The 25,725-nt window shown below is 43.2% G+C and carries 23 protein-coding genes and 1 pseudogene; 1 reads left to right on the top strand and 23 read right to left on the bottom strand.

From position 1 onward, the window contains the following. Positions 1-46: 46 nt before the first annotated feature. The 23 genes and pseudogenes from FPZ43_RS14025 to FPZ43_RS13915 form a co-directional block, all read right to left on the bottom strand. Entirely contained in the window at positions 47-886 is an 840-nt protein-coding gene (locus tag FPZ43_RS14025; RefSeq protein ID WP_261381089.1) for a glycosyltransferase family 2 protein, read from the bottom strand. Then, complete coding sequence (locus tag FPZ43_RS14020; RefSeq protein WP_146382547.1) at positions 879-1,424, bottom strand: DapH/DapD/GlmU-related protein; 546 nt, start codon at positions 1,422-1,424, stop codon at positions 879-881. The genes FPZ43_RS14025 and FPZ43_RS14020 overlap by 8 nt, the downstream gene beginning before the upstream one ends. A gap of 71 nt (positions 1,425-1,495) precedes the next feature. Further along, complete coding sequence (locus FPZ43_RS14015) at positions 1,496-2,716, bottom strand: glycosyltransferase (RefSeq protein ID WP_146382546.1); 1,221 nt, start codon at positions 2,714-2,716, stop codon at positions 1,496-1,498. Between the two features lie 6 nt (positions 2,717-2,722). Continuing rightward, positions 2,723-3,385, bottom strand: a complete 663-nt coding sequence (locus tag FPZ43_RS14010) for an acyltransferase (RefSeq protein ID WP_146382545.1) — start codon at positions 3,383-3,385, stop codon at positions 2,723-2,725. Positions 3,386-3,427: 42 nt separating this feature from the next. Next, positions 3,428-4,549, bottom strand: a complete 1,122-nt coding sequence (locus FPZ43_RS14005) for a glycosyltransferase family 9 protein (protein WP_146382544.1) — start codon at positions 4,547-4,549, stop codon at positions 3,428-3,430. Positions 4,550-4,574: 25 nt separating this feature from the next. Continuing rightward, a complete protein-coding gene (locus FPZ43_RS14000) occupies positions 4,575-5,957 on the bottom strand; it encodes a hypothetical protein (protein ID WP_222430978.1) in 1,383 nt (460 codons plus the stop codon). Positions 5,958-5,990: 33 nt separating this feature from the next. After that, the gene (locus FPZ43_RS13995; RefSeq protein ID WP_146382543.1) at positions 5,991-7,223 is read right to left on the bottom strand and encodes a glycosyltransferase family 4 protein; all 1,233 of its coding nucleotides are present in this window, start codon (positions 7,221-7,223) and stop codon (positions 5,991-5,993) included. Further along, entirely contained in the window at positions 7,220-7,828 is a 609-nt protein-coding gene (locus FPZ43_RS19680; RefSeq protein ID WP_146382542.1) for an acyltransferase, read from the bottom strand. The genes FPZ43_RS13995 and FPZ43_RS19680 overlap by 4 nt, the downstream gene beginning before the upstream one ends. Next, positions 7,828-8,973: a glycosyltransferase gene (locus FPZ43_RS13985; protein ID WP_146382541.1), complete on the bottom strand. Its 1,146-nt coding sequence runs from the start codon at positions 8,971-8,973 to the stop codon at positions 7,828-7,830. The genes FPZ43_RS19680 and FPZ43_RS13985 overlap by 1 nt, the downstream gene beginning before the upstream one ends. 483 nt (positions 8,974-9,456) lie before the next feature. Continuing rightward, positions 9,457-9,678 (bottom strand): annotated as a pseudogene (locus FPZ43_RS19750) (acyltransferase); the annotation flags it as partial. Positions 9,679-9,957: 279 nt separating this feature from the next. Beyond that, entirely contained in the window at positions 9,958-11,064 is a 1,107-nt protein-coding gene (locus FPZ43_RS13975; protein ID WP_146382539.1) for a glycosyltransferase, read from the bottom strand. Positions 11,065-11,070: 6 nt separating this feature from the next. Beyond that, entirely contained in the window at positions 11,071-12,135 is a 1,065-nt protein-coding gene (locus FPZ43_RS13970; protein WP_146382538.1) for an NAD-dependent epimerase/dehydratase family protein, read from the bottom strand. An 18-nt stretch (positions 12,136-12,153) separates the two neighbouring features. Beyond that, on the bottom strand, positions 12,154-13,320 hold the full coding sequence (locus FPZ43_RS13965; RefSeq protein ID WP_146382537.1) for a glycosyltransferase family protein: 1,167 nt from the start codon (positions 13,318-13,320) through the stop codon (positions 12,154-12,156). A 43-nt stretch (positions 13,321-13,363) separates the two neighbouring features. Continuing rightward, the gene (locus FPZ43_RS13960) at positions 13,364-14,197 is read right to left on the bottom strand and encodes a DUF5672 family protein (protein ID WP_146382536.1); all 834 of its coding nucleotides are present in this window, start codon (positions 14,195-14,197) and stop codon (positions 13,364-13,366) included. Then, a complete protein-coding gene (locus FPZ43_RS13955) occupies positions 14,187-15,146 on the bottom strand; it encodes a glycosyltransferase family 2 protein (RefSeq protein ID WP_146382535.1) in 960 nt (319 codons plus the stop codon). Before FPZ43_RS13955 ends, FPZ43_RS13960 begins: the two co-directional genes overlap by 11 nt. Positions 15,147-15,150: 4 nt before the next feature. Further along, entirely contained in the window at positions 15,151-15,954 is an 804-nt protein-coding gene (locus FPZ43_RS13950) for a glycosyltransferase family 2 protein (RefSeq protein ID WP_146382534.1), read from the bottom strand. A gap of 3 nt (positions 15,955-15,957) precedes the next feature. Further along, on the bottom strand, positions 15,958-16,848 hold the full coding sequence (locus FPZ43_RS13945; protein ID WP_146382533.1) for an alpha-1,2-fucosyltransferase: 891 nt from the start codon (positions 16,846-16,848) through the stop codon (positions 15,958-15,960). 9 nt (positions 16,849-16,857) lie between these two features. Continuing rightward, positions 16,858-18,447, bottom strand: coding sequence for a glycosyltransferase (locus FPZ43_RS19670; RefSeq protein WP_146382532.1), 1,590 nt, complete (start codon positions 18,445-18,447; stop codon positions 16,858-16,860). Positions 18,448-18,498: 51 nt separating this feature from the next. Further along, entirely contained in the window at positions 18,499-19,815 is a 1,317-nt protein-coding gene (locus FPZ43_RS13935; RefSeq protein WP_146382531.1) for an ABC transporter ATP-binding protein, read from the bottom strand. 17 nt (positions 19,816-19,832) lie between these two features. After that, positions 19,833-20,690 carry an ABC transporter permease gene (locus FPZ43_RS13930; protein ID WP_146382530.1) on the bottom strand — a complete coding sequence of 286 codons (858 nt, stop codon included), beginning with the start codon at positions 20,688-20,690 and terminating at the stop codon, positions 19,833-19,835. A 42-nt stretch (positions 20,691-20,732) separates the two neighbouring features. Next, on the bottom strand, positions 20,733-23,156 hold the full coding sequence (locus FPZ43_RS13925; protein WP_146382529.1) for a GumC family protein: 2,424 nt from the start codon (positions 23,154-23,156) through the stop codon (positions 20,733-20,735). A 12-nt stretch (positions 23,157-23,168) separates the two neighbouring features. Then, positions 23,169-23,933: a polysaccharide biosynthesis/export family protein gene (locus FPZ43_RS13920; protein WP_146382528.1), complete on the bottom strand. Its 765-nt coding sequence runs from the start codon at positions 23,931-23,933 to the stop codon at positions 23,169-23,171. 123 nt (positions 23,934-24,056) lie between these two features. Then, positions 24,057-25,082, bottom strand: coding sequence for a hypothetical protein (locus FPZ43_RS13915; protein WP_146382527.1), 1,026 nt, complete (start codon positions 25,080-25,082; stop codon positions 24,057-24,059). A gap of 320 nt (positions 25,083-25,402) precedes the next feature. On the opposite strand from FPZ43_RS13915, the gene FPZ43_RS13910 reads away from it, so the two are divergent. After that, the gene (locus FPZ43_RS13910) at positions 25,403-25,681 is read left to right on the top strand and encodes a hypothetical protein (protein ID WP_146382526.1); all 279 of its coding nucleotides are present in this window, start codon (positions 25,403-25,405) and stop codon (positions 25,679-25,681) included. Positions 25,682-25,725 lie beyond the last annotated feature (44 nt).

The raw sequence follows: 25,725 nt of genomic DNA, 5'->3' as shown, positions 1-25,725 counted from the left end.
TTGCATGTATTTAACTCATTAAAAAGGACTTGCGGAGCTGCAATACTTATTTATTGTTGAGGAATTCTTTAGTGCGCAATACTATAAAATATTCATAAATTGATTGAAGGGTTGCATATGTTATACCTGCTGCTCCGTCTAAAAAAGCGCGCCGGATCACAACCATGTAAATCCATTTAATCAATGGCCTGCCGGGCATTTTGTAAAATAAGCCTTTTTGATGATACCGACGGATACTAAAGTCGTTATTAAATAATGCTTGTCGTAATGAAAATTCAACTCCGCTGCCTATGTCGTCCAGGCGCATACGTGCTTCCATATCGGCATAGCTTAAATGACGCGTAAACCAAAATCTTATACCCTTACTAAACGGGTAATGATCAAGGAAACCATCCATACGAGCGACCGGCCCATCGGGTATAGATATGGGGTTGACTAATCGCTCATAACGCATTTTCGCAGGCCGGAAAAGCCGCAGGTAAAACGGCGATATTTGAGCATGCTTAAGCCACTTATTGTTCCATGCAAAATCACGTCGGCGTATCTCATAAGCAACTACGTTATCGCGTAAATTAAGCGATTGTAAGGTAGCTAATAAACTGTCTGATACCCGCTCGTCCGCATCGATATACAGCACCCACGGATGTTTAAATTTGATATTTTGCAATCCCCAATTTTGATGGGCCGACCAATTATCAAATTTGCGTTGGGTAACCGTAGCGCCTGCCGCCCTGGCTATTTCAACGGTGCGGTCCTCACTAAACGAATCGTAAACATGCACATCGTTACACCAGCTAACAGATTGCAGGCAGCCGGGCAAGTCCTGCTCCTCATTTTTAGTAAGTATTAGTACAGATATATTCAAGTTAGCTGCTTTATCAATCAATTAATTCGCGTTTCTTTAATGGTTTGCAAGGATGGCCGGCGCAAACCATCCATGCGGGCATGTCATTTACAACAACCGCCCTGGCGCCTATAACGCAACCATCACCCAATTCAACACCGGGATGTATAAAGGCTTCGGCAGCTACCCAAACGTTATCGCCTATAATTATTGGCTTGGTAATTAAGGGCGAGCCCTTACGGGTGTAATCATGCGTGCCGGTACAAACGTTTACACCCTGTGATATTACAGACCGCTTGCCTATTTTGATTTTACCTTGGGAGTAAAGTATTGCCGTGTTGGCCACACCACATTTGTCGCCCAGCTCAAGGTTCCATGGTGCCCAAATATTGACTCTGGGATATACATGTACACCTTTACCAACCTTTGCACCGAAACATCGCAGTAAAAATGACCTCCAGCCGTGCATTGGCCTTGGCGAAATTTCAAATAGCAGCTGATAAACTATTGCCCAGATAACCCGCGCAATACGATTACGAAGTGAAAATGATGCCCCCGTAAATGTATCCTCATTAATCATTATCAGCGATGTATATAAAGTATTTCAATCCAGACAAATATATTCGATTTTACCAATACAGCATCTCCACATTAGTTTATGCTGGCTATTGTTTTATGAAAAGTAGCCGATGCATGTGCAACATCAAAGTGCTCATTAAAAACCTGCACAGCATTAGCAGCCATCTGCTGTTTTTGTGTAACGGTAAGCGCAAGCCACCTTTCTAAAAGGTTTGTAGTACCGTTCAGGTTATCGTTCTCCACAATGCCGCTACTACCATTCTGTATTTCCATCCAAATGTTTACCTGGTTGGATATCAGCACAGGTTTGCTACAAGCAAGCGCCTCGACTACTGCAATGCCAAAATTTTCCTGATGGCTGGGCAATACAAAACAATCACAACCATGTATAGCGCCCCACTTGGCATCGCCCCTAAGCATTCCTGGAAATAAAACGGCTTGCTTTAATAAAGGCGACCCGCTCACCAAAAGCCGCATTTTTTTTCCGTATGGCGATTCCAACCCCGGCCCGGCTATAACAAGTTTGGGTATCTTAATACCCTGCTTTTTAGTCTGTTCAAAAATTGCTGCATAAGCCTGCAAAAGCAGGTCAACTCCTTTTTTCTCATGTATACGGCTTAAAAACAGCAAATAGTTTTCGCCGTTTAAACCGGGACAGGCTTTGGCAAAGGCGTTAACCATTTGGAGAGTTTTTACCGGCGGATTGATGATGCCGTACCCAACATTAATCTCTTTTTTCGGCCGATATGGTGAAAAGCTTGTTCCGGCTAGTTGCATTTCAATCTCACAGGTAAACAAAAGTCCGTCGGCGTCATTCACCACCCGATTTTCAATCAGTTTCCAATAAAACCAATTACGAATAGCTTTTAGTTTCCTGTCGGGGGCATTTTGAAAATATGGATCGAGCATGCCGTGCGGCATTATGAATACTTTTGGAAACGGCCGGGCGTTTGGGCTTTGCTTAAAACGCTGCTTTTTTAAGGTTTTCATAACCCGCCAGCCTGCGTAACTGGAGTATAGCCAAAGGCCGTTTATTACCACAACATCAAAACGCTCCATATTAGCCATTAACCAAGGCTTCAGCTTCTCAGAATACTGCCATGGGCCCTTGCCAGGGCCAAGAGCATGTACCGGAAAATTATCCATTCCCAAAAAAGAAGCATCCGGGGCATCAAGGCATACTACCTCACGATACACGCCAAGGTTTATCATGTCGGGGTTGCTATTGCGTATCCCCTGGCATGGCCCACCACTTACCGGATCCATACTTGCTATGATATGAAGCAGCTTCATTACAATTTAATAAACAAAGCCATCGGCACGGTTAAAATATTTTGCATTGGCTGGCAACACCTGCAATGGTTTGGCTGGCACGCCGCCGTAAAGTGTCCACTCATCAGTATAAGCCTTGTTGAGCAATGATTTTGCGCCGAGTACACAGCGGGATGGCAGGTCGGCACCGCCTAACATCACTACATTTGTTCCTACAAAGGCATATTCGCCAATTGTTATAGGCTCGCTGTGCTGACGGCTTTCAATCACGTCAATAGAATGTGTTAAAAACTGCGATTGATAACCAGCCACCGTTGTGAAACGCCCTACACGGATAACGTTTGTACAATCGAAGTGATGATTTTTGGTGATGGCAGCGCATTCGCCAAGTATCAATAAGGATTGGCGCCCCGCCTGGTGCGAAAAATGTTTTGAATTGCTGTTGGACGGGAAGCCGGTGATCCAGTTGCTCCGGGCTATTGACGATTTAACGCCCATTTCAATCCCGTCCAAATGTATGGCAATATTCAAGTGGCCTATCCTGGCCCCCTCCGCCATGCTTAATTTGTGCGGATATATCCATGACAGGCCAATGCGTGCCGTAGGGTGTATGGTATAGCCAAACCAGCTTTGCAGGGCAAGCCGCCTTAAGCGCCATGGTAAAATAAAAGCCAGTATCTTCAAAAACATATTATAGTAAATATAAGCTTAAGCCACGCAATTGCCAAAGGCTTAGTTATTGCCGGTGAATGCATTATTATACTTGGCTGCGGTTTTATTAACCATGTCAGTAGCTGTCTGGTAAACCTCGTCGACGGTAATAGAAAGAATACACTTTTTCTTTTGTTCGATACATACCTCAACTCCGCAGCCTGCGCAATCTGTTTTATGATAGATGATCGTGTTGTTATCTCCCCGCGGAAACCAGTGTCTTGGCAGTGCCCTCGCCGCAAAGATAGCCACGCACGGCGCGCCCGCCGCCGCAGCCAGATGCATAGGGCCGCTATCATGTCCTATAAATAACCTTGCCTTTTTTAGTATAGCACCAGATACCCTTGGTGATGTTTTGCCGCAAAGGTTAACACCGCTCCCGCCCCATGTGCTTAGGCAAAGCTCAGAACGTTCGGCCTCTTCGGGGGAGCCGAGAATAACCAGTTGCCAATCGCTAAAGCTTTTCTTTAGTTTTTCTAATAAGGCTATCCAGTTACTTTGCTCCCAATCTTTAGATGGCATTTTTGTGCCTACACTAACTGCTAGGATGGGCTTCGATTTGTCGAGCGTTGATAGGGCCTCATCGGCAAGCTGTTGCTCCTGTGTGCTAAAGTGCATGTCCCAGTACCTGTCCTGATCCAGCGGAATATCGCCAAGCACCTTAAACCTGCGCACCAAACGTTCGGCTTCCCACTCATGCTCGCCGGTTTGCGGGTTAGGTATAAGCATATAATCCCGCAGGGTTTTAGGGAAGCCCATCAGCCTGGGGAACCCGGCTGAAAAAAGAAACAACTTATCGCGCAGCACAGCCATCTTTGTGCTTCCTAAATCCTTAAGCATTTTGGTGGTAGCCAAGTTAATGGCAATATCGACCTTAAGACTCAATATTTGCTTCCAAACATTATACAATACCTTGGGCGACCGTGAGCCCGACGGATAGTTAATCACCCTGTTGAAATAATGATGCTTGCCCAAAACGCTCTCGAGCGCAGGGGCCTTGCTATTTATGGGCTGATTGGTAAGTAAGGTTATATCAGCATCAGGGTAAACCTCTCTGATTTTATTAAAGACCGGCAGGGCTATAATGGTATCACCAAGGCTTCCTATGCGGTATATTAAAATTTTAAGTGGTGATTTATGCATTACAGGCAGCAGTGTTAGCCAATATCTATTCCTGATCCTCTTCGGCTTCAGCCTCAGGCATGTAGGTTTTAAGCGATGCAATTAATAAGCCGCCTATAAGTGTAGAAAAGCCTAAAGTTGTTGGTTGCGCCCATTGGCTTTGAGCAATAAATACAAAAGCCATACTTAATATAATCCAAGGCAATACGTTATGCTGTGTAAGCTGCTTGTAGCTAAGCCATGCTGCTCTAACGCAAAACCAAACCCTTAAAACAATTACGATGATACCCATTATGCGGCCCAATTCGCCAACCAAACGTCCCCAGTCTTCCTCGGCAATCAAAAATGAGTCAACGTTACCGGTTAGCAACCTTGCACCCACGTTGGTACCCATGCCTATGCCATAACCAAAGAACGGTTGATTATCCTGTTGCAAAGCGCCTAATAATCCCCCTAAAAAGCGGTTACCAAGTGTACCTTCCAAACCACCTTCCGAATCGCTGGCCGCACTGTATCGTGTGACAAGGGCCTCGCTTGCCTGCTGAAAAAAACTAAAGTTGTTTAACAACGCCACAGCAATGATGACCAATACAAGGCCGCCAAGCATTTGCCCCAAATGTTTTGGACTGCGCGATACAGATAGCAAAGCAAATGTTACCGTAATTACAATTTGAAAAATGAGGGTGCGACTGATAGACAACGGTATTGATGCAATTACACAAAATGTTGCTGCAATTAGCAATATCTTATTTACACCAGAGTTATTAAGCCAAAAATACGTAACAAACACACCAACCACCGACCAAAATTGGGTATTACCGCTGGTGAAAGAAAAAGTACCCGGCGGCCTGAAAAAACCCAGTGCACCCGCAAAGCCTCCACCTTGTATGTCGCCGCCTACACCACGATTTACCAATGCGGATTGCGGGCTGTAAAATTGCACGGCAATAAGTAGCAACATAGGTATGGAAAGATACAGCATAAACTTGCCCACCTTTATAACATCGTCATGATCGAATATCTTACCAATAAGAAACATGAGCGGAAAATGCAGGATAAGTATCCTGGTGCCGTAAACGGCTACCGTTAAACTGCCATGCCCAATGGTAATAGCTATAAAAAAAGCCAGTATGGCCACCAGTATCATGGTCCACACGTAATTGTTTGAAGGAAAAAGTCCATGCTTTGCCGATACGAATAAGAGAGCAATGGCTACAGGGTCGCGTACGATAAGTAGTGGTGCAGCCAACGCAGGTAGCCCCCATTTACGTAAGGCACCTTCAAACATTAATAGAAGAATATACAACCAGATGCCCTTTTTAAGCAGACCCATCGCTTTATCATGCACAACCTGCGCACGGGCCATGCGGCGCTCAACGCCCTGGCTGTACTTAGTATCAATAGCTGTAGTGTCTTCTCTAAATTCCACGCTTAAGGGTTAAATACGCGATCACGAAAATAGTCAATTATTGTTAGTAATAGCCCGGGCCAATTCATTTCCGTAAATATTCCAGGGCCTTAAACGGGCAGCCTCCATTGCGGCCTTGCCCACCTTACTTACCAATTGCGGGTTCGACAATATTTTTTCGATGGTTTGGTAAATTGCGTTTTCTGAACCTGCTTCAATGATCCAGCCGCTGTGGCCGTGAACTATCACGTCCGGGCCGGCTGTTCTATCGGTAGTGATTACCGGAGTACCTTGGGCCATGGCCTCTGTTATTACCAGCCCAAAACCTTCAAATAACGATGGAAAGAGTAAAACGTCGTGCTGCCGCATCAGTTTTAAAATATCACCATGGGGCATGCTGGGCATCCAATTGTGCCTGCCCAATTCGGTGTCAAGAGCCTGGCAATGCCCTTCTGTTTTACGGCCAACTACAGTTAGTTCTACATGATCCCGCAATTTGTTGACGGCGGCAAACATATCTGCTATGCCTTTACGCTGCGATAGCCCGCCAACAAAAAGCAATTTAAGCTTTCGCCCGCCCGACAAGCTGGCATACTCTCGCGCATCTCCAACCTCCGGAAAGCCGTAAGGAATTACGCTTACTGTACCAAGCTTGCCCGGGTAATCGAGCAAAGTTTTTGCCGTGAATGAGCTGGCTACAAAAATATGATCGGCCAGTTCCAATTCTTCATCTTTGCGGGCAAGCTTGGCTTCCGTATCCTTAAAGGTGGTAAGCGTTGAGGCCCACTCCGGCCAGCGCGTGGCTTCGGCGGCTAATAAGTTGCGCTGCGTGCGCCAATAACCAATGGGCAAGTCGTAAAGGCATTTAATACCCAATTGTTTTGCGGCTTTAAATGTAAACAATGCGCCATCCTCATATGCGAAAACAGCATTGGATTTATTGGCCATTAAATGCCCGGCAGTAAAATTATCTATGCTATGGTATACCTTATCTATCGAAAAAATGCCCTCCTCATGCCTGGTTAAGTTTTGCGCGCCAAGTTTTGAAGCGATGAGCCGGCCTGCCTCCCGCCAAGGTGCGAGATGGGTGAACGGTTTTAAGCGCGGATCCAGCCGCCGGCGCCTGATCTCGGCAAGCGGACCAAAAGCAGCCAACTTATCAAACAACGTACCTTCAAAACTGGCTATTGCCGTGTAGTATGCGTTTAAGATGCCGGCATCGTACAGTCCTGCAAGTGCTGCCCTTACGTTGGCGTTGCCCGTGGGGTGTGATACTGTTACCTTCATTTACTGCTTCTGTCGGGCACGAGCCATGCCTGGTTGGCTGCTAAAAATTCGCAAGGGTTGTAGTCAAGCTCCCAGCTGCGTGTTTTTGAGATTGCCACGGCAGGGTTACCAGCAACAATGGCACCCGCAGGTACCGATTTGCTTACCACAGCCCTGGCACCAACAACGCACCCACGGCCAAGGGTTACCCCGGGTAATATCATGGCGCCTTGCGCTATCCACACATAATCTTCAATAACGGTATCTTTTGCAATTTGAGCCCAGGCATGGTCGGTTACAGAGTGGGTTGCCGTAAGTATTTCAACACCATCATTAATACAAACCCTGTCACCTATATTTATGCTGCCATGTAGTACCATAGATGCGCGACCAATAAATGAGAACTTGCCAACGCTAAGGCGGCTTTTATTTCCTATAATGCTGGCCTCGCCTATTTCGGCAGTTTCATGAACGCGGGCCCCTGCTCGGTTTAAGGCATTGCGCTGGGCGTTGCGCTTAAACACCTGCGGAAGTAACAATATGCGCTTGGCCCAGGCCCTTATGTAGCCCTGCGATGCAAATGGATATTTTATCCGGTTGGCCCATAAATAACTTAAACCGGCCATTAATTACTTTGTAACAGGTTAATAAATTGTTGTGCTACCCTATCTGCGTTATTGCGTGGTGCAACAGCAACTGTGACGGTGTTCATAAAATCTTTAAAGTTACCGTTTTGATAATAAAATACATCATCGGGCAATATATCTTCTGGAAAGCCGTGGGCATGCCATGGCCTGGATACACTGATAACGGGCAAGCCATGTTCGCGCAGGGCAGCAAATGATCCGCTTTTTTCGGTAAGTGTAACGGGTGTGGTTGATATCCCAATATCAGCATTGTGGAGGTATGCGGATATCATTTCCGGATCTTGCTCTCCTATTTCGCTCACATTAATGCCCGCTTCCAGTGCGTACTTTTCCCATTGCAATTTTTCGTTACCACAGCGCCCCAAAAGGTTGATGTTAACTTTTTGATTATTCGCCCTACCAAAGTCCGCTACCTCGATCAGAAAAGATCGCACCATATCGCTGTGATGAATACTGCCAAATACAGCCAGTGTTAAGTAGGGTTTATCTTTTAAATTAACTTGCGGGCGCAGTTCCTTATTTATATTGATGATGTTTGAGAATAACGGCAAGACTGTGGCATCATACCCCATTTGTGCAAGATATTTTTTGTAGAGCAGTGTTTGAGTGCTTACAGCAACAGGATCAAGTTTATTAAGCATCAAAGATATTAGCCGCCTTTGCAGCCAACCCCAAAGCCTGTGCTTAAATGGCCCTTCCACATCCATACCTACCCATAACTCGTGGAACATTACATGCCACCTGGCGCCTTGATTTAATTTGCTCAATAATGTGCCAAGCCCGATTTTTAATCCTTTGGGGTGAAAGCCAAACGGTACAAACTGCAGGCTTAACCATTGTGGTTGTTGTTCGCTTATCCAGGTAGCAGCCTGCGCGTGTGTGGCAGTAACCGTTAAACTTTGAGCAGGCAGGCGCATTACAGGTATATCATAGCCACTAAAATGCTGTACACCTTGCCAAACCTCATTTGTAAACCTATCGTTTAAAGCAATAATAGCTGCCCTGTGCCCCACCTGTAAAAGGTTGGCTGCAAGGCGGCGGCAATAATCGCCAACGCCATCGCGGCCCTGCTGCAAGGAACTGCATACAACAACTACAGATATGCCTTTTTGAGGATTTGCCATTCAACTGCCTAATATAAATCAATTTGCTTTCACTAAGTACATATATGGTTGTTCAACAGTTAGTCGCAACATTTTCGGGCACGCAGTCATTATTCTTTACCAATATCATTTTTAAGTTGTTATTTTTGAAGAATGCTTTATTATAACATTTTAATAATTTGTGATTAATGTTAGCATAATGTAGAGTGAAAATACCCCTAAACCTACTATCAACTTATAAGCGCACAAAACCATTTTATGAGGCCTTTTTTATATTGCAACAAGTGTAAAGCCCCTTTCCACTACAGGCTACCTACTCCATTTTTGGTAAGGTCGTTGCTATTTTTTATTCCTGTTAAACGGTTTTTCTGTGCAAAATGCATGAAAGGGCGTTACCGCATTATGAGTGATGAGGAGTCAAGAAAATATCACATCTAACATTTTCTTGTTTTAATCTTACTGGAAAAGCCTGCGGTATGATAACTGGTAAGTTAGCCCGCGCTCACGGAGTTTAATAAATTTTGCCGGTACGCCGCCTACAATATTGTAGGGTTCAACATCTTTATTTACCACTGCTCCTGCAGCAATCACTGCGCCCTCGCCTATAGTTACACCAGGTAATATGGTTGCCCTCGAGCCTATCCAAACATAATCATGGATGGTTACAGGCAGGTCGCGGTTCTTGAAACCGGGAGAGTCAGGGTCATGATCGGCACCTAAAATCATCACTTCCTGAGAGATAGAAACATTGTTACCGATGCTGATTGCGCCTTTATTATCAAGTCTGCATTTCGCGTTGATAACCGAGTTGTTGCCAATACTAAACTGCCGGGTGCAATCAAAAGTACAATCCATCAAAATAGAACTTTCTCGCCCTATTTTGAACTGCATAATGGTGCGATAATACCATTGCCTTATGGAATGGCTGGGTACGGCGGCAATCCACCTGTTGCAGATATAAATCCTTAACTCTGATATAAAGCGCCTCATTTTTTTGTCATTAGCTTATTCCTGCCAAAACCTTTTTTGGATCCGGTCCATATCAAAGCGTTCTGCAGCCAGCTTTTTTGCATTTGCCGATACTACTTGCCCGTTTGTAATCAAATGTAAGATATCTTCTGCAACCTTTTGTTTGTCAAGCGATGTACTGCAAACAGCAGCCTGATTTTTGGAAAGCAGGTTGCAGGCAGCACTATCTGCCGGGCCATGATATAAGATACTGCCTGGTGCACCAAGGTAGCCCACCATTTTGGTTGACAGGCTGTATAAATAAAAGTCGGGATTGCTGAATTTTATAGGCAGGTATAGCATATCACTTGCGTCGAGCTCGGTTTTAAGCTGATTATTGTCTAGCGTGGTAGGCCTGTAGTCAACTTCGAAACTGCGGGCAGACAGGAAAGCAAGGTTCTGTGTACCTCGTAATATTAATTTGAACTTATACCCGTTTGCCGTAAGGGCATCCAAAGCGTCGGCCAGTACGGCAAACAACGGCATGTAAGCAATATGTAGCAACCCGGCAAAGTAAATCAGCTTTACGTCGTTGTTGGCAGGCGCAGCCAGGTTTATTTCTTGATCTTTAACCCCATCTGTAATCAACTCGAAAGATTGCTTACCAAAAAGCCTTTGGTATTCAAGGCCCAATTCCTCAGATATAACAAGGCGGCGCGAGGCGCGTGTCCAAAGCGTGAAGCTGTTTTTGTAAGAACCCTGTGTAGTGTTGAAATGATCATGAAAGGATACCCATAGCGGTTTTGCACACGCAGCAGCACTGCTGCATAATGCTGCCGAAAACGGACTATGATCAACAACATGCAGTACGTCGTGATCAAACTGCTGAGCAGCCGCCTGGATTTTTTGTATGGTTGCACTTCTAAAAACTTTGAAACGGAGCCAGGTAATAAACGTTCGTACATGCCACCGCGCCCAGCTTTGTATAACCGGCGTGGCAAGTATAATAGTTTCGGGCACTTTGCCCTTACCGGGACCGGCACCAGATTGGTCAACCACCAGCGATATCACTTTATCTTCGTGGCCCTGGTAGAGCCGCCTCAATATGCGGTTGCCGCCGCCGTTTGCGTATAATGAAAAAGGTTGATAGGATAGTAACTTCAAATCGAATTATTTTCTGCTTAGCTGCGCGTCGACAATTTGTTTAATGGTTTCTTCCAAAGATATGGTTATATCCCACTTTGGATAGTGGCTGCGCATTTTATCAAGGTTAGATATATAGCAAATATGATCTCCTATGCGGTTTTCATCAACATATGTGTAAACCTGCTCCCTGCCCGAAAATTTTTCGGCAATTTTAAAGGCCTCCCATATCGAGCATGAATTATCCCTACCACCACCAAGGTTGTACACCTCTGCCACACGCGGCGCATCAATAAAGTTTTGGATAAAGCGGGCAACATCATAAGAGTGAATGTTATCGCGCACCTGTTTGCCTTTGTATCCAAACACTTTGTACTCACGGCCCTCAAGGTTACACTTAACCAAATAGCTCAAAAAGCCATGCAGTTCAACGCCAGAGTGGTTTGGCCCCGTAAGGCAACCGCCGCGCAGGCAGCAGGTAGGCATACCAAAATAGCGCCCATACTCCTGCACCATAACATCAGCCGCAACTTTTGATGAGCCGAATAAAGAGTGCTTGCTTTGATCGATAGAAAAGTTCTCGTCGATGCCGTTTGCGTAAAGCGGGTCGGCGTAATCCCAACGTGTTTCCAGTTCTACCAGATCAATGGTATTGGGCCTGTCGCCGTATACCTTATTGGTCGACATGTGGGCAAAAGATGCTTCCGGGCAAGCCTGGCGTGCTGCTTCCAGTAAATTAAGCGTGCCAACCGCGTTGGTATCAAAATCATCAAACGGTATTGCCGCTGCCCTGTCATGCGATGGCTGCGCGGCCGTATGTACAATGGCATCGGGTTTTATTTGCTTTAGCAACTCTAAGATACCTTGCCGGTCGCGGATATCTGCTTCATGATGGATAAAGGATTTACCCAATAAATCCTGCAAGCGGCTCTGGTTCCAGCGCGTATCGCCCTGGCTGCCAAAAAACACCGCGCGCTGGTTATTATCAACGCCGTGAATTTGCCAACCCAAATTAGCGAAGTACAAGCAAACCTCAGAACCTATTAAACCCGAAGAGCCGGTAACCAGTAATTTTTTAACCGTGTTTAACATTGAAAGATGTGGTGTATTTTAAAAAGCTGTTGCTTCCTGTTTAAATGTATCCAAAACCTGTTGCCACCTTTTTTGCATCGGGGCATCGCCAGTTTCGCTATTTACCAACCGTGCAGCGTTATTAAGTATGTTTTTAAGGTTATCCCCCCTCTTAAGGGTATCTAAACCGTTCAAAATATCTTCATGCCGGTTTGATGTGATGATAACTGCAGCATTGTTTTTAAAAAGGTAATCTATCATGGCTGCATACGGCGGGCCGACAGCAACAACCGGCACACCAGACGCTAATGACTCGCTCATTTTTGTTGCAATGTTGAATTCCGACATATGCCTGAATTTTTCTGTGAAGCTTATCGGCAGCAACAAAGCGTTGTACTGCTGCATGGTTTTTAGAACGTCGGCCGCGGCAACTTTGCCTTTAAACTTTATGCCAGACAAACTTAAATTTGCCGGCAACCTGTCAACGCCCGAATAGATATCAAGCCTGATGTCGGTACCTGTGATGGCCTGCCCTGCTGCCTGCAAAACATCAGTCTGCCAACCTGCAACAGCTCCAAAGTAACCTATTTTAATTGGCCCGCTTTCCTTTATCGTTGGCACGGCATTGTCAGTCATTGGATTTGCCGATCCGAAAAGTACTGTTGAATTAATACCAAACCGGTCTTTATAAAACTGCTGCATTACCGGGCTTATAACAAAAACATGTTCGGCCTCTCGCAAGTGTTTTGCAAATACTGCTTCAACACCGCGGGGATACTCCCACTGGCCGTTTTTGTACTTAAGCAGATGGTCGTCCATTACCCAGGACATGTATTTTACCGGACGTATGGCCTTTAATCCCTCCAATGTATATAATGAATTTGCGCCTTGGGGGCAAATCAAGCCAAGTAGCTCTGTACCTTGTTCGAAACGCTTATCAATACGCCTTGCCGCAGCTGAAGCATATCGCTGCACCATTGATATTTTACGCCCCAATGAGGCAGCCATTGTATTGCCAATCGCCTTGCGCACCTTATCGCTTTGCCAAATTGGTTCTACATAGACGCTTCTTTCGGCGTACTGCTCTGCTACGGGCAAATCATTTGCAAAGCGATCTACATAGATGAAAGCCGAGATGTCGTCGAGCGATTTACCTAATATGCGCTGCAGCGTTAAACCACCACCATGATGGTTGGACACAGACATTTCGGAAAGATAAAAATCGAGACGCATACGGGCAAACTTGCTGCTAATTTAAACTTTCTGTATCAATATACTTTTTCCAAAAATCAAGATGCTTAAACCAGGCGTGGCAGCCAAGCGGCAGCTTACCGTTGTTCAACTTAAGTGAGTGCTCCAGATTGTACTCAAAGCTAAAATGAAGTGCACTCATAGGATCGGCAATAGTGAAATATGGAAACAGCCTGGGCACAATTTCCGACCATACAAGATCCTCGTTTAAATGAAAATGATCAAAATAGAACCCGAATTTCCCGGTGATGTAAATATCGTATTTGTAGCCCGTGACTTTGTTTAACGCAACCTTTAGCTTAGAGGGCAACTTTGACAGAAATATTTTGTACAAAGCCCATTTGAACTTGATGCTGCCCATTGACTGCAACACCTTTATACAGGATTCAATATTGCGTACCGAAAAGCCCGAGTTTACACCCTTTGCAAATGGTGCACCCGGCCGCGCATCCCAATAGCCTTCAAAAAAAGGGGCACCTATGTAATCAAACTTAAAAGCGTTAGCATCAGCTAACAGGTTATTAAATATGTAGCTATCCAACTCGTAGGTTAGCATGTATTGATAGCTGGAAAACAACTCATAAAAGCCAAGGCTGAGCTTCATTTTATTATAAGCCTCAACCGATGCTAACCACTGCGGCGGCACCGGCTTTAACAATAGTGTTGGAAAAACATTCATGTAAGCACTAATATCCATCCCTGCAGGATAGAGCAAATAACAATTGTAAGCCGAAAGCTGCTTTGCGCACGCCCGGAGCGACAGAAGTTCATCGGCAGTTGGCTGCGGCTTGTGCACGGGGATTACCACGCAAAGGCTAACGTTACTTTCCATTAACAGGCTGCTTTAACATTAACCCAATACGGCGCATCAACTTTATTTTAAACAGTTTGATGCTTCCGTTAACCTTTAAAAATTGTTTATAGGCAGCGTTGTCATCGCCATATAGCGCCTGCTCGATAGCTGATTTAACTTCAGCCGAAAATTTGTAATTAAACACCAGGAACTTCACGTACTTATCAAGCAAATGCTGTTTAAATTCGGCTGTACTTATTAAATCGTCCTGCTTTAACAGGTTAAGTATTTTAATCTCTTCTACGTAAGCCATACCACTGGCGTACATTTTCCCGCTTACATCTTTATCATGATTACGAAAATAATTTAGCACCCTGCCGGATATAAAGATGTCGCCCTTTGTAAGCATTTCGATATAAAAGGCCCAGTCGCCACTCATTTTAAATGTAGTGTAACGCGAGGATACATTTTGATAAGCTTCTTTTTTAAACAGCACTGCGCTGGCATTCCAAATGCTGCAACTTGCTGAAAGATACTCTTTGATGTAATTGCGCCCGGTTACCACATCCTGCAACATTGGATAGGCGGATACCTGCTGTATATTATTATCGCCATTAACGGTATAACTTTGGGCGAAGGCTAATACACAGGTTGGGTTGGTGTTAAGCCCATCCACAAGAGTCTGCAATAGGCTTGGTTCGCACCAGTCATCACTTTCGGCTATCCAAATGTATTTACCAACGGCCAGATCAATCCCTTTTTTCCATTGATTAAATGGGCCACCGCTATTGGTGGTATTTAAAATCAAGTGGCTAACTTTCGGATGCTGCCCGTACTGGTCAAGCACATCACGACTGTCGTCGGTTGATTTATCGTCAAGAATAATCAGCTCAAAATCCTGAAAAGTCTGCGCCAATACCGACTCAACCCGCTGCTTTAAATAAGGCGCATGGTTATAATTAGGTATGATGACAGAAACCTCGGGCATTTAGCTATTTTTTAAAGTATTTGTTACGCAAAAACTTAATGAAAGAGCGTAGTGGCTGCTGCCTGTCCAGGCGTGAATAGTTCGCTTCATTCAGCAGATCGGTATAATATTTTGACAGCAACATAGCATGTTTGCCATACATGTAGCTGTAAACACCATCATTACCACCGGGCAGCATAAAGTCATTTACCAGGGAGGTATTGAGTATGCGGTAATGAAATAAAGGCTTATCAATAAAGTGAAACTGATAGCCTGCCGATGTTACCCTGATCCAAAAGTCCCAGTCCTCGTGGCTCATCACAGCGCGGCTTTCGTCCTGCCCGCCCAATTCAACCCAAACTGAGCGGCGAATGATGGCGCAATTATCAATATAGTTTTCCTTAAGTATGAGTTCCATGTCAAATGGCCCGGTGTTGAAACGGGGCTTTGAGCTGTCACCAAAAAAAACAGGCACAGCATGCACAACAGCCGTCTTCGAATTAGCATCTAATATTCTTATACCCTCGTCAATGTAAGCAGCCTCAATTTTATTATCACTGTCCAGCATTAACAAGTATTCCCCTTTTGCAGCCTTAACACCGGTATTGCGGGCGGCTGCGGGGCCTCTGTTCTCCTGACTAATAACTATATGCTTATTTTTTAATGTATTTAAAAGTTCAATGGTCGCCGCATCTGTCGAACCATCGTCAACAATAATGATCTCATAAACCGATGCATCATGATACCGTGTGACGCTATCGAGCGCCTCGGGCAAATACTTGCCCGAATTATAGCACGGAATTATAACAGATACCAACGGCTTATCCATAATTTATAACTGCACCCACTGCTGGAAACTTAAAAATGTTTTGTCGTTAATATCGGGCTGCTTAACCCACTGTTTGGGTGATATTACTATTTTATTTTCATTTTGGTTTAAGAAACCACCCCACCAGCTAAAGGAGCTGTTTGCCAAAATATTATGCCGGCACATGCTCATAAGTGTTAGCTCTAAATAGTCTTTTTTACCACCATCAATATCAACAAAAGTAACCGGCCTGTTAATTTTCAGATTATCTTTTGCCCAATCCAAATCGTCGGAAAATATATAAAACGACGGGTTATCTACCCTTTCGCAAATATAAGCTATGGCGCGCTCATAATACGATAATGGCAAGATGCCCATCAAATCAGCAGCGTTTTTATCGGTAATGTAATCGCCCCGGCGAATATGCAACGATACAGAAGCATCATCAGCAAGTACGGAGTCAAAAACCTGGTAAGCTTGCGTTTCGGCCGGTTGCTTAAGCGTTAGCTCTTCCAATATCTGCCCATCAAGCTGCTCGAAGTATTTATAGTGCTGCCAGTAACCTTCAAGGTATACCTTCCCCTTAATTTTGTAAAGCCCAGGCTCGTAACTCCACCAGCCATCTTCTTTGTAATGGCGGTAAAAATGCTTTGGCATGAGCGCCTCAACCCTGCAATATAACTTTTGGTAAATGTTTTTACAATCGTAAACATCCATCACGGTAGCAACATCGGCAGGCGAAGCAATCGATGCCGTGATGTTGAAATGGTTTAAACCATAACTCCGCATTTGCTGCTGCTGATAAAAAGAAATATCCAATTTCAATACAGCCCCATTGTTTATAGCCAGCTGCCTTGCCACAGCATACTGAAACAACTGATTACCCAAACCGCTTATGATCTTCGCAATTATCATAGTTAGCTGCTAAAGAGGTTTGATGACACGACAAGGGTTGCCCCCGGCAATAACATTATCTGGAATATCGCCAACTACTACGCTACCGGCACCAATTACGGAGTTTTCGCCTATTGTGACTCCTTTTAAAATGATAGAACCTGCTCCTATAAATGCATATTGCTTGATATGAATTGGCGCAGTCTTGATGTCATGGTCTAAATGATAATCTGCTGTGCGTACCTGAGGATTTAACGAATGGAAATTTGTATCCCATATTTTTACTCCGCCGCCAATCAGCACGTTATCTTCAATAGTAACCTTTTTCCATGCTACAATTGTGCAGTTAGACATGCCAACGTTGTCGCCTATGTTTATAATTGCACCTCGCTTTGCAGCTATTATTCGTAACACACTATCCCCGCCAATCATGTTATGATCGGCACCTGAATTGGCTTTGAATTGGTTGCCAATTTTAATGCTACCCTCATTAACAAAGGTAATGACGCCGTTAATATTATAATTGTTTGGTATATCTATGTGAAGTGCCTTAATGTGCTCGGCATTTAAAACTGCATCTGTTTTTTTGCTTTTAATAAATAATCGCCTTATGTAATCCACGGCACGTGTTTTATAATGCCATTGCATATGTTTTGCGTTTTTCTTTACCTCTTTGTAGCTTTCGTTTATTAAGAGTCGGCGGTTTAAGCTAAACATTTCCCTGTAGTATTTACCAAGTAAAACGTTATTATCATCTTGTTTAGGGCTATTAAACAAAAACTTAAGTGCAAACGGTGCGCTTAGCTTTATAAAATGATCGTAGCACTGCATCATAATATCTAACGATACTCCCCTGCTTTTATACAGCGCCAAAAGACTTTTTACGTGAACCAGTGTAATGTACCCCAACTTATGCCACCAATCGCGCGAACCAGCCATCGCCAAAACCGAAGGAGTTTCAAGATAGATGGCCTTTCTCCCTATCATTGTGTTTGCAAAAATTACAGAATGGGGATACGAGGTGTTTAAAGTACTTAAATAAGGCTCATCCAAGTCCTCTAATTTGTATGAAACCCAAAGAGCGCGCCTGAAGACAGAACCCATTAGTTCGCCCAAAAAAATGATGGAGTATTGTGGCGTCAAAAGTTTTTCCCATCTTTCAATAATTTTGTACTGTAAACCAGTATTATTGGTAACCATTTCGGTATGAAACGGTTGGGGGTATTTCAAATATTCATCAATTTCAATCTCGGTAACTTTGGCGTAAATAAAATCTATTGATGAATTTTTGTTAATTACTTCAAGAACATTTTTAACTGCACCAGGCATTAAAAAATCGTCATCCCCAATTATCCAGCAAAATTCGCCTTTCGCACGCTCAACAACATTGAGTATGTTTTTTATTGCACCTAAATTTACAGGTTGAGACTGATAAGTAACATTTGCACGGTGGAGATAAGGTGCAACTACTGAATCAGTATCATCGGTAGATGCATTGTTGGATATTATAACTTCAACCTCATTTTCTTGATCATTAATTTGATCAAACAAGCTTAATAAGTTTGACCGCAGAAACGCGCTTCTATTATAAGTTGGTATGCAAATTGACAATTTAACCATTGGTCTTATCAAATATTTCAGGCGCTTCAGTGCAGCCGGCAATCAAACTTGTTAATCAGTTGAAATCAATTGAGTTTTCCAAAACAGGCGCGGTCTTACAAGCCCAACCCATTTACCGGTAAACTCTTTGCGCATATCGCCGGTTTCGGTAACGTTAAACATCAATACCTTTTCCGCTACTGCCAAATCAGCAAAATTTTCAGGTACTAAAAAAGCGCTGATTATATAATTATTATCGTTTAAAAAGTTACCTGGTATAACCACAACAGACTTGTAGCGGCCTTTATTCAAGGGCTTTCCGTAAAAGTCGTCAATTTCGGTAGTTGCCGAGGGAGCGTTGAATGTTGCTAAAACATATGTATCCAGTGTATCTAAAAGGTGAATACTCGGGCTTACCATGCAACCGTCAACTAAAATATCATATTCAATCTCAACTATAATATCTTCGTTAATACCGAAACTAGATGTAATGCCTCTATTTGCCGACTTTAATCTCAATGCATAAAATGCAGCGTATGGGCTTTCTTTAGAAACGTTTATATTATCTTTAAGTATCTCGGCCTCATTCTCCTTACCCGACGTTATATACTTGTCTATAATTTTATGAGTAAAATCAAGGTCTTGCAAGCTGCCATTTTTTAGCAAAATACATTTATTACATAATGTGCTTATGGCTGCCATATTATGGCTCACAAATAATACAGTTCGCCCTTCTCCCTTGCTCACCTCGTTCATCTTGCCAAGACACTTACGCTGAAAATCGGCATCGCCCACGGCAAGCACTTCGTCAACAATCAATATCTCCGACTCAAGATGCGCTGCCACAGCAAATGCAAGTCTTACATACATGCCGCTGCTGTAACGCTTAACAGGTGTGTCAACATAACGTTCAACCCCGGCAAAGTCAACAATTTCGTCAAATTTGCGGGTTATCTCTGCTTTGCGCATCCCTAATATGGCACCATTGAGGTAGATATTTTCACGACCGGTAAGGTCCGGATGGAAACCGGTGCCAACCTCAAGTAAACTGGCTATGCGCCCGTTAACTTTTATGCTACCGGTGGTTGGCGTAGTAACCCGGCTTAGTATTTTAAGCAATGTACTTTTACCGGCACCGTTGCGACCAATAATACCTACTGCATCGCCTTTATTTATCTCAAAATTAAGATCGCTCAGGCTCCAAACAATGTCACTGGCGCCTTTTACAGCCCTGTCGTTAGCCTCACCTATTTTTAAAAAAGGATCTTCCTTACCTCTCATTAAAGCCCATCGGCGCTCAATATCCCGGCCAAGGGTGCCGGTACTGAAATCGCCCAGCTGGTACGCTTTAGATAGATGTTCGGCTTTAATAGCGATGTTATTGCTCATACCAGGTAATGCTATTATTAAACGGTATCAACAAAGTTTTTCTCAACCCGGTTAAATACCACCAAGCCAATAAAGAACAATATAATGCTTGCTACAACGCTTATGAAGAATGCTTGTGGATAAAACTCACCTGTGCCTGTAAAACCGTATCTGAAGGTTTCTATGAGGCCGCTCATTGGGTTAAATGCAATTATCTCGTGATGGTTTTTAATAGCTGTAGAAAGCGAATAAATAACCGGCGTTGCGTACATGAATAGCTGTATACCGAATGACACTACAAAAGCCAGATCGCGGTATTTGGTAGTCATAGCGGTAACAATAAGGCCAAGGCCAAGGCCCAAAATGGCCATCAACAAAATTACAATAGGAAAAAGCAGCAGGTATATATTGGGTTGAATATTGGCGCCTTTGAACATGTAATAGCCAATTATGATAAAAAACAGCACGAGTTGTATAGCAAACTTTACAAGGTTTGATACTACGATGCTCAATGGCATAATAAGGCGAGGAAAGTAAACCTTGCCAAATATTGCTGCATTATCCCTGAAAACGGTTGAGGTTTTGGTAAGGCAGTCCGAAAAATAGTTCCATGCAACTATACCGGCCATATAAAAAACCGGGCCAGGGGCGCCATTGGTGCCAATTTTAGCAAGGTTGCCAAATACGAAAGTGTAGATAACGGTTGTAAAGATGGGTTGTATAAAAAACCACAAAGGGCCGAGTATGGTTTGCTTATAAAAGGAAACAAAATCGCGGCGTACAAGTAGCCACAACAGGTCACGGTAGTTCCAAACGTCCTTTAAATGGAGGTTAAAGACACTATCGTGCGGTTTTATTTCTAAATCCCATTCCTGTTCCGGGTTGTTTGCGTACATATCTTGATGAAAATCTCACCGGCATAACCGGTCATTGTAAGCTTATTTATCCTTTTTGAATACCCTTTTGATTCTTGCGCCAAGACTGCTTCCTTGTTCCTCCTGCGCATAGCCATAGCTATAGCCAGACCCGTAACCATATCCCGATCCGTAACCGTAACCGCCACCATACGCTTTTCGCGTACCGCCCAGAACTCCCCTTGTTTTTAAGCCATTAAAAACAATGTTTACGTTAACCAACTCGTTGCTGGTATACAGGTTTTCAATCAAATTGAGATAGCGTTTAGGCGTATATTTATGCCTAACCATGAATAAGCAGGCATCAACATACTTGTTCAATATTTTGGCATCGGTAACCAACCCTATCGGTGGGGAATCTATCAGGATAAAATCAAAGTCGGCCTTTAATCTCGACATCATGTCATTGAGTGTGCCGTTGAGCATCAGCTCGGTAGGGTTGGGTGGTATCGAGCCTGCAGGCAAAATGGTAAGATTTTTAATCTCCTTATCGTCCATGGGCCTTAAAATCTGTTCGTAAGTTGCCATACCGGCCATGTAATTGCTGATGCCCGGCTCCATCTGGATATCCATCATCTTACTGATCTTTGGCTTGCGTAAGTCAAACTCAAGCATAGCAACCTTTTTGCCTGTTAGCGCCAAACTTACGGCAAGGTTAAGGCCTGTAAAGCTTTTACCCTCTCCCGATATCGACGAAGTTATAAGTAGCGTTTTTTTATCGCCATGCACACCGATAAAATTGAGCGCAGTACGCAGGGCTCTAAACTGTTCGGCTATTATGGTACGGCTGCCATCTTTTATAACAAACGTTTTTCCGCTTTCATCGTGTAAAATTTCTCCTATGACTGGTGCGCCTGTAACACGCTCAATTTCTGCCCGGAACAATACTTCCTGGTTGTATTGCTCACGCAGCAATACAAATACAACCCCAGCTATAACGCCTATGGCAAGGCCAAATAAGTAAATATTGAAAACCAGTGGTTTTACAGGCGAACCTTTACTATCCGGATAATTTACGATGCGACTATCCGGCACGGCTGATGCACGCGACAGCGCAACCTCTTCCCGTTTAGACAATAACAATGTGTATATGTTATTTTTAATGGTTTGCTGGCGATCGATATCCAAAAATTTGCGCTCTTTATCGGGTATGGTTTTTAGCAGACTATTGTTCTTATTACTTTCCTGCTGTATACCGTTGCGCTGTGTAATGAGGTTTTGCCTAAGCGTTTGCAGATTTTCAATAAGGCTTACACGTATCTGGTTGATTTTATCCTTAGCGGCAACTATATTGGGTGAGTTTTCGCCATTTGTTTGCCTAAGCGATATCAGGTCTGATTCTGCTGCGTATAACGTTTGCACCAACTGCGAAAACACAGGATCGGTAACGCCAAGTGTAGATGGTACAATACCACTTCGCGTGCCTTTGTTAACAATGTACTTTTCTATCTGGTCCAATACATCTAACTGCACCTGTATAGCTGCGTAGCGCTGATCGTTTGATTTTACGTTTTCCAGAAAAATACGGCTTTCTTCAGATACGTTTACAAAACCTTCTGTTTTGCGGAAGTTTGTGAACTTACCCTGCACATCGTTCATTTCGCGGGTTACTATTTCAAGCCTTTCGTTTATAAAAGCAAGTGTGTTATCGGCAGTGCTTACCTTATCGGTTATACCTGCATTGTTGTAAACCTTGATTAGGGCATTTAAAATGGCTTCGCCACGGGCAGGTACCTGGTCCTGAAACTTTAGTAGTATTAACGAAGATTGCTTGGCAGCGACACCTACAGAAAGTGCTCCCGACAAGCCCCCGGCCGCCGACTTGATGTTGCGAATTTGCATGTAGAACTCGCCGCTAATGGGTTCACTATAAACATTGTTGAGGCCTTCCATTGGCTTTACCAGGAAATTACCATAAGGAGTGCGCATTACAGATTTAAAATCATAATCCTTACCATCCACGGTTACTTTGCCTTGTTTTATACGCTCGAATGAAATTGGGATATTTGGCGAATTTACCAGCTTTTGCTCGTCAAGCACTTCAAAAACTACGGGTACCGGATACACCAAAATATCTCTTAAAGATCCTTTCGCATAAATCTGAGTATAAAATTTAGTTTCTCTGACCACGTTTTGCATCAACGTGCGCGACTTCAGAATCTCCAATTCATTCTCGACCGTTTTTGCCGAACTTGATACACCAAGTGCCTGCAATACGCTCATATCCATTTGCCCGCTTTGCTGATCTTTAAGCAAGATCATGGCGTTAGACTCGTAAATGGGCGTTTGGTAATGAATATAAAAGTAGCTTGATACAAGCGATACGAAAATCGTTAACACAAATATTGGCCAAAACGGCAGGTATCTGAAAGCAATAACGTTGATAATGTTTTTTGAAGAAACAGTTTCAAACGGATTACTGGTGTTGCCCTGAGCAGCTTTTTTCATTAATAGATATAGTTATCTTATGAATTGAGAGTATATAACCAATAACAACGAAATGGTGCTAAATACGTATGGAAGCAATTGCGCCGAACGGTTACCCGATGCCTCCCTTGCGTTATTTGGTTCAACATATATGATATCCTGGTTTTGCAGGTTAAACAGATCTTTATCAAACATCTTATCACCGTTAAGGCTAAAACGTTTATAAATGCGCTCGCCATTAACCTCACGTATCAAAAGCACATTATTACGTTTACCATATTGTGTTAAATCGCCGGCGCTGGCCAAGGCTTCGGGCAATGTGATATGCTCCGTAGGCACAGGTATTATGCCTGGGCGGGTAACCTCGCCAAGAACGGTAATTTTGTAGTTGCTTATCCGCACTACAACAATAGGATCTTTGGCAAAATCCTTTTGTACAAGTGTTTTGGCTATCACTTGCGATAATTCGTTCTTAGTTAATCCTGCAGCTTTTATATCGCCTATGTAGGGAAATCTTATGAGGCCAGTATCGTCAACCAGGTAGCCAAGGTTTTGGCCGGTTGCAGTAAGTCCAGGCCCGTTCAAAAGCCTCGTGGTGCGCTCATCAAGCGTAGTGATATTGATCTGCAATAAATCATTACGGCTTATTTTGGTTTCCAAATATTCTGCCTGGATTTTTGAAACAGAATCGCGCTTTATATTGTTAAAGTAAGCAATCTTGCGGTAATCGCCGCATGAACTAAGCATTATGATACTGCCGATCATTAAAAGAAACGCGGTAAGTAAGTTTTTTTTCATAGGGTATTAGGCCGGCAATATTTTATTTTTAGTAGGCTTCACAACTACTAATTGGCAAATTTAAAATTATTGGGCAACTATTTAACTTTTTGTTTAATCGGTTGGTTTATAACAGCATTAAAATTAAACTTTTCGGGCGATATTTTGAGCCTTTTGTTTCACTTGATTTTTGAATACTCTCATTTTGCGTACAGTAAAGTTGTACTCGCCTAAAATGCGGTTGGTTATTGCTTCTTTTAAATTTTGGGGCGTTGCATAAATTGGGATCAGCGTTTTAGTGATGTATCCCTGAAAATGCAATGTATAAAACCTGCATAGTTGTGCATCAACCTTGCTATCTTTTATAACTCCATAAACTGCGTCAGCTTTTTTAAGCAACTGTTTTACTTTGTATACCGGATGCATCGCAAAAGTGTGCTTATGGCCGTTGTAGGCAACGTTCACATTAAAATCAAAATTGATATTGTTATCCTCAAGCGAAAACAGATTCAGCACGGCTGGCTGAATTTCAGTACCGAAAACATCAAGCATTATCATGTCTGACATGTTGGTATTGTCTAAAAACTTGCCGCTCAAAGTATCTTCAAGTAAGGCAGCAAACGCCTCCTTATCCCGGTATCTATTGCATATAAAATTGCAAAAATCATTAAGCAAACTACTGCTCCAAAATGAACTATGAGCCGATGTGATACTACGGCCGGGCGCCAGTTCAAAACGCATAGTGGAACCAGTGTAACCGCCCGCTTTAAGGTTTTCAAAAATGGGGTTAAGGTTTTCAACTATCAACACATCGCTGTCGGCATAAAAAAACCAATCGATATTCAAAGCCTTAACCATGGCATTGATCATGAACCATCTGTCGAAACAGGTTTTCTCAAAAAAAAACGAATTTTTGGAATGATGCTCATAAAGTCCATCAAATTCGGTGGTACCGTAAGCGTACCGAGAAATATCAATGCAATTGTATTTGCTATACTGAACAAAGTTGCAATCTGTTAAAACATAGATATTGGCTGCACCATTTGTTAGCGCGGCCTGCTCAAGCACCTTGTCAAAAAACAGGCTTACTTTATTACCCAGCTGCAGAAAGAAAATAGGAAGTGGTTTATTTCCCGTTTCTGTAAGTGTTGAATTATCAAACCTGTTCAAAGTTTATTTAAATGTTTAAAGGTAAAATGTAAACTTCAGAACCAGGCCTTAACGTTTTTTAACTGCATAGCTGAATCTTAACCGGGGGGATGCTCAAATATAAATAATATATGGAAATAAGGTAACAATAATTCCCTCTCGATGTATAGCACCGTTTTTGTACCAGGGTTTAAACAAGGCGATATCCAGTATCACAAACGATGAAATGGCACACATTATGCAATAAACTTCACAGGCGGATACTGCGTTGAATGATGAGTGAGAACAGGTCGCCTATTGCATCGCTTGATCGATGCCGTCAAAACTTAACTGTACTTTTTATGCAAACACTTAGAATACAAAGCAAAATTAACGGCAGGCCGGCGATTTTGACTGTGGCCAAAAAATGTTCTTCTTTAACTTACTTCAATATTTATAACGAAGGGCATTGGATGGCAACCATCGGTAAAGGCGAAAACGGGGGGTTCGAATTACTGTCATACCATACTCCTATAGACAAACAGGATGTTAAATTGATAGGACGCCAGATAGAAGATAACGCCAATATGTATAGACAGGTAGCCAGCATTGCACCAAACTACATACAGAACGTAGCATAAATAAAAACCCGGCTAATAAGCCGGGTTTTTTATTTATCAACAAT

It is taken from the genome of Mucilaginibacter pallidiroseus (assembly GCF_007846085.1).
Taxonomy (GTDB): domain Bacteria; phylum Bacteroidota; class Bacteroidia; order Sphingobacteriales; family Sphingobacteriaceae; genus Mucilaginibacter; species Mucilaginibacter pallidiroseus.
The sequence above is the reverse complement of the archived record's forward strand: the minus strand, read 5'-3'. Positions and strand labels throughout refer to the sequence as shown.

Bases quoted from the DNA above. Each gene is read 5' to 3' on its own strand.
- FPZ43_RS13970 (WP_146382538.1), bottom strand. From the start codon at position 12,135: ATGTTAAACACGGTTAAAAAATTACTGGTTACCGGCTCTTCGGGTTTA.
- FPZ43_RS13930 (WP_146382530.1), bottom strand. From the start codon at position 20,690: ATGTACGCAAACAACCCGGAACAGGAATGGGATTTAGAAATAAAACCG.
- FPZ43_RS19680 (WP_146382542.1), bottom strand. From the start codon at position 7,828: ATGGCCGGTTTAAGTTATTTATGGGCCAACCGGATAAAATATCCATTT.
- FPZ43_RS13925 (WP_146382529.1), bottom strand. From the start codon at position 23,156: ATGAAAAAAGCTGCTCAGGGCAACACCAGTAATCCGTTTGAAACTGTT.
- FPZ43_RS13995 (WP_146382543.1), bottom strand. From the start codon at position 7,223: ATGAAGGTAACAGTATCACACCCCACGGGCAACGCCAACGTAAGGGCA.
- FPZ43_RS14010 (WP_146382545.1), bottom strand. From the start codon at position 3,385: ATGTTTTTGAAGATACTGGCTTTTATTTTACCATGGCGCTTAAGGCGG.
- FPZ43_RS14015 (WP_146382546.1), bottom strand. From the start codon at position 2,716: ATGAAGCTGCTTCATATCATAGCAAGTATGGATCCGGTAAGTGGTGGG.
- FPZ43_RS13935 (WP_146382531.1), bottom strand. From the start codon at position 19,815: ATGAGCAATAACATCGCTATTAAAGCCGAACATCTATCTAAAGCGTAC.
- FPZ43_RS13920 (WP_146382528.1), bottom strand. From the start codon at position 23,933: ATGAAAAAAAACTTACTTACCGCGTTTCTTTTAATGATCGGCAGTATC.
- FPZ43_RS13985 (WP_146382541.1), bottom strand. From the start codon at position 8,973: ATGGCAAATCCTCAAAAAGGCATATCTGTAGTTGTTGTATGCAGTTCC.
- FPZ43_RS14005 (WP_146382544.1), bottom strand. From the start codon at position 4,549: ATGCATAAATCACCACTTAAAATTTTAATATACCGCATAGGAAGCCTT.
- FPZ43_RS13910 (WP_146382526.1), top strand. From the start codon at position 25,403: ATGCAAACACTTAGAATACAAAGCAAAATTAACGGCAGGCCGGCGATT.
- FPZ43_RS13955 (WP_146382535.1), bottom strand. From the start codon at position 15,146: ATGCCCGAGGTTTCTGTCATCATACCTAATTATAACCATGCGCCTTAT.
- FPZ43_RS13945 (WP_146382533.1), bottom strand. From the start codon at position 16,848: ATGATAATTGCGAAGATCATAAGCGGTTTGGGTAATCAGTTGTTTCAG.
- FPZ43_RS14020 (WP_146382547.1), bottom strand. From the start codon at position 1,424: ATGATTAATGAGGATACATTTACGGGGGCATCATTTTCACTTCGTAAT.
- FPZ43_RS13965 (WP_146382537.1), bottom strand. From the start codon at position 13,320: ATGTCTGTGTCCAACCATCATGGTGGTGGTTTAACGCTGCAGCGCATA.
- FPZ43_RS13950 (WP_146382534.1), bottom strand. From the start codon at position 15,954: ATGGATAAGCCGTTGGTATCTGTTATAATTCCGTGCTATAATTCGGGC.
- FPZ43_RS13960 (WP_146382536.1), bottom strand. From the start codon at position 14,197: ATGGAAAGTAACGTTAGCCTTTGCGTGGTAATCCCCGTGCACAAGCCG.
- FPZ43_RS19670 (WP_146382532.1), bottom strand. From the start codon at position 18,447: ATGGTTAAATTGTCAATTTGCATACCAACTTATAATAGAAGCGCGTTT.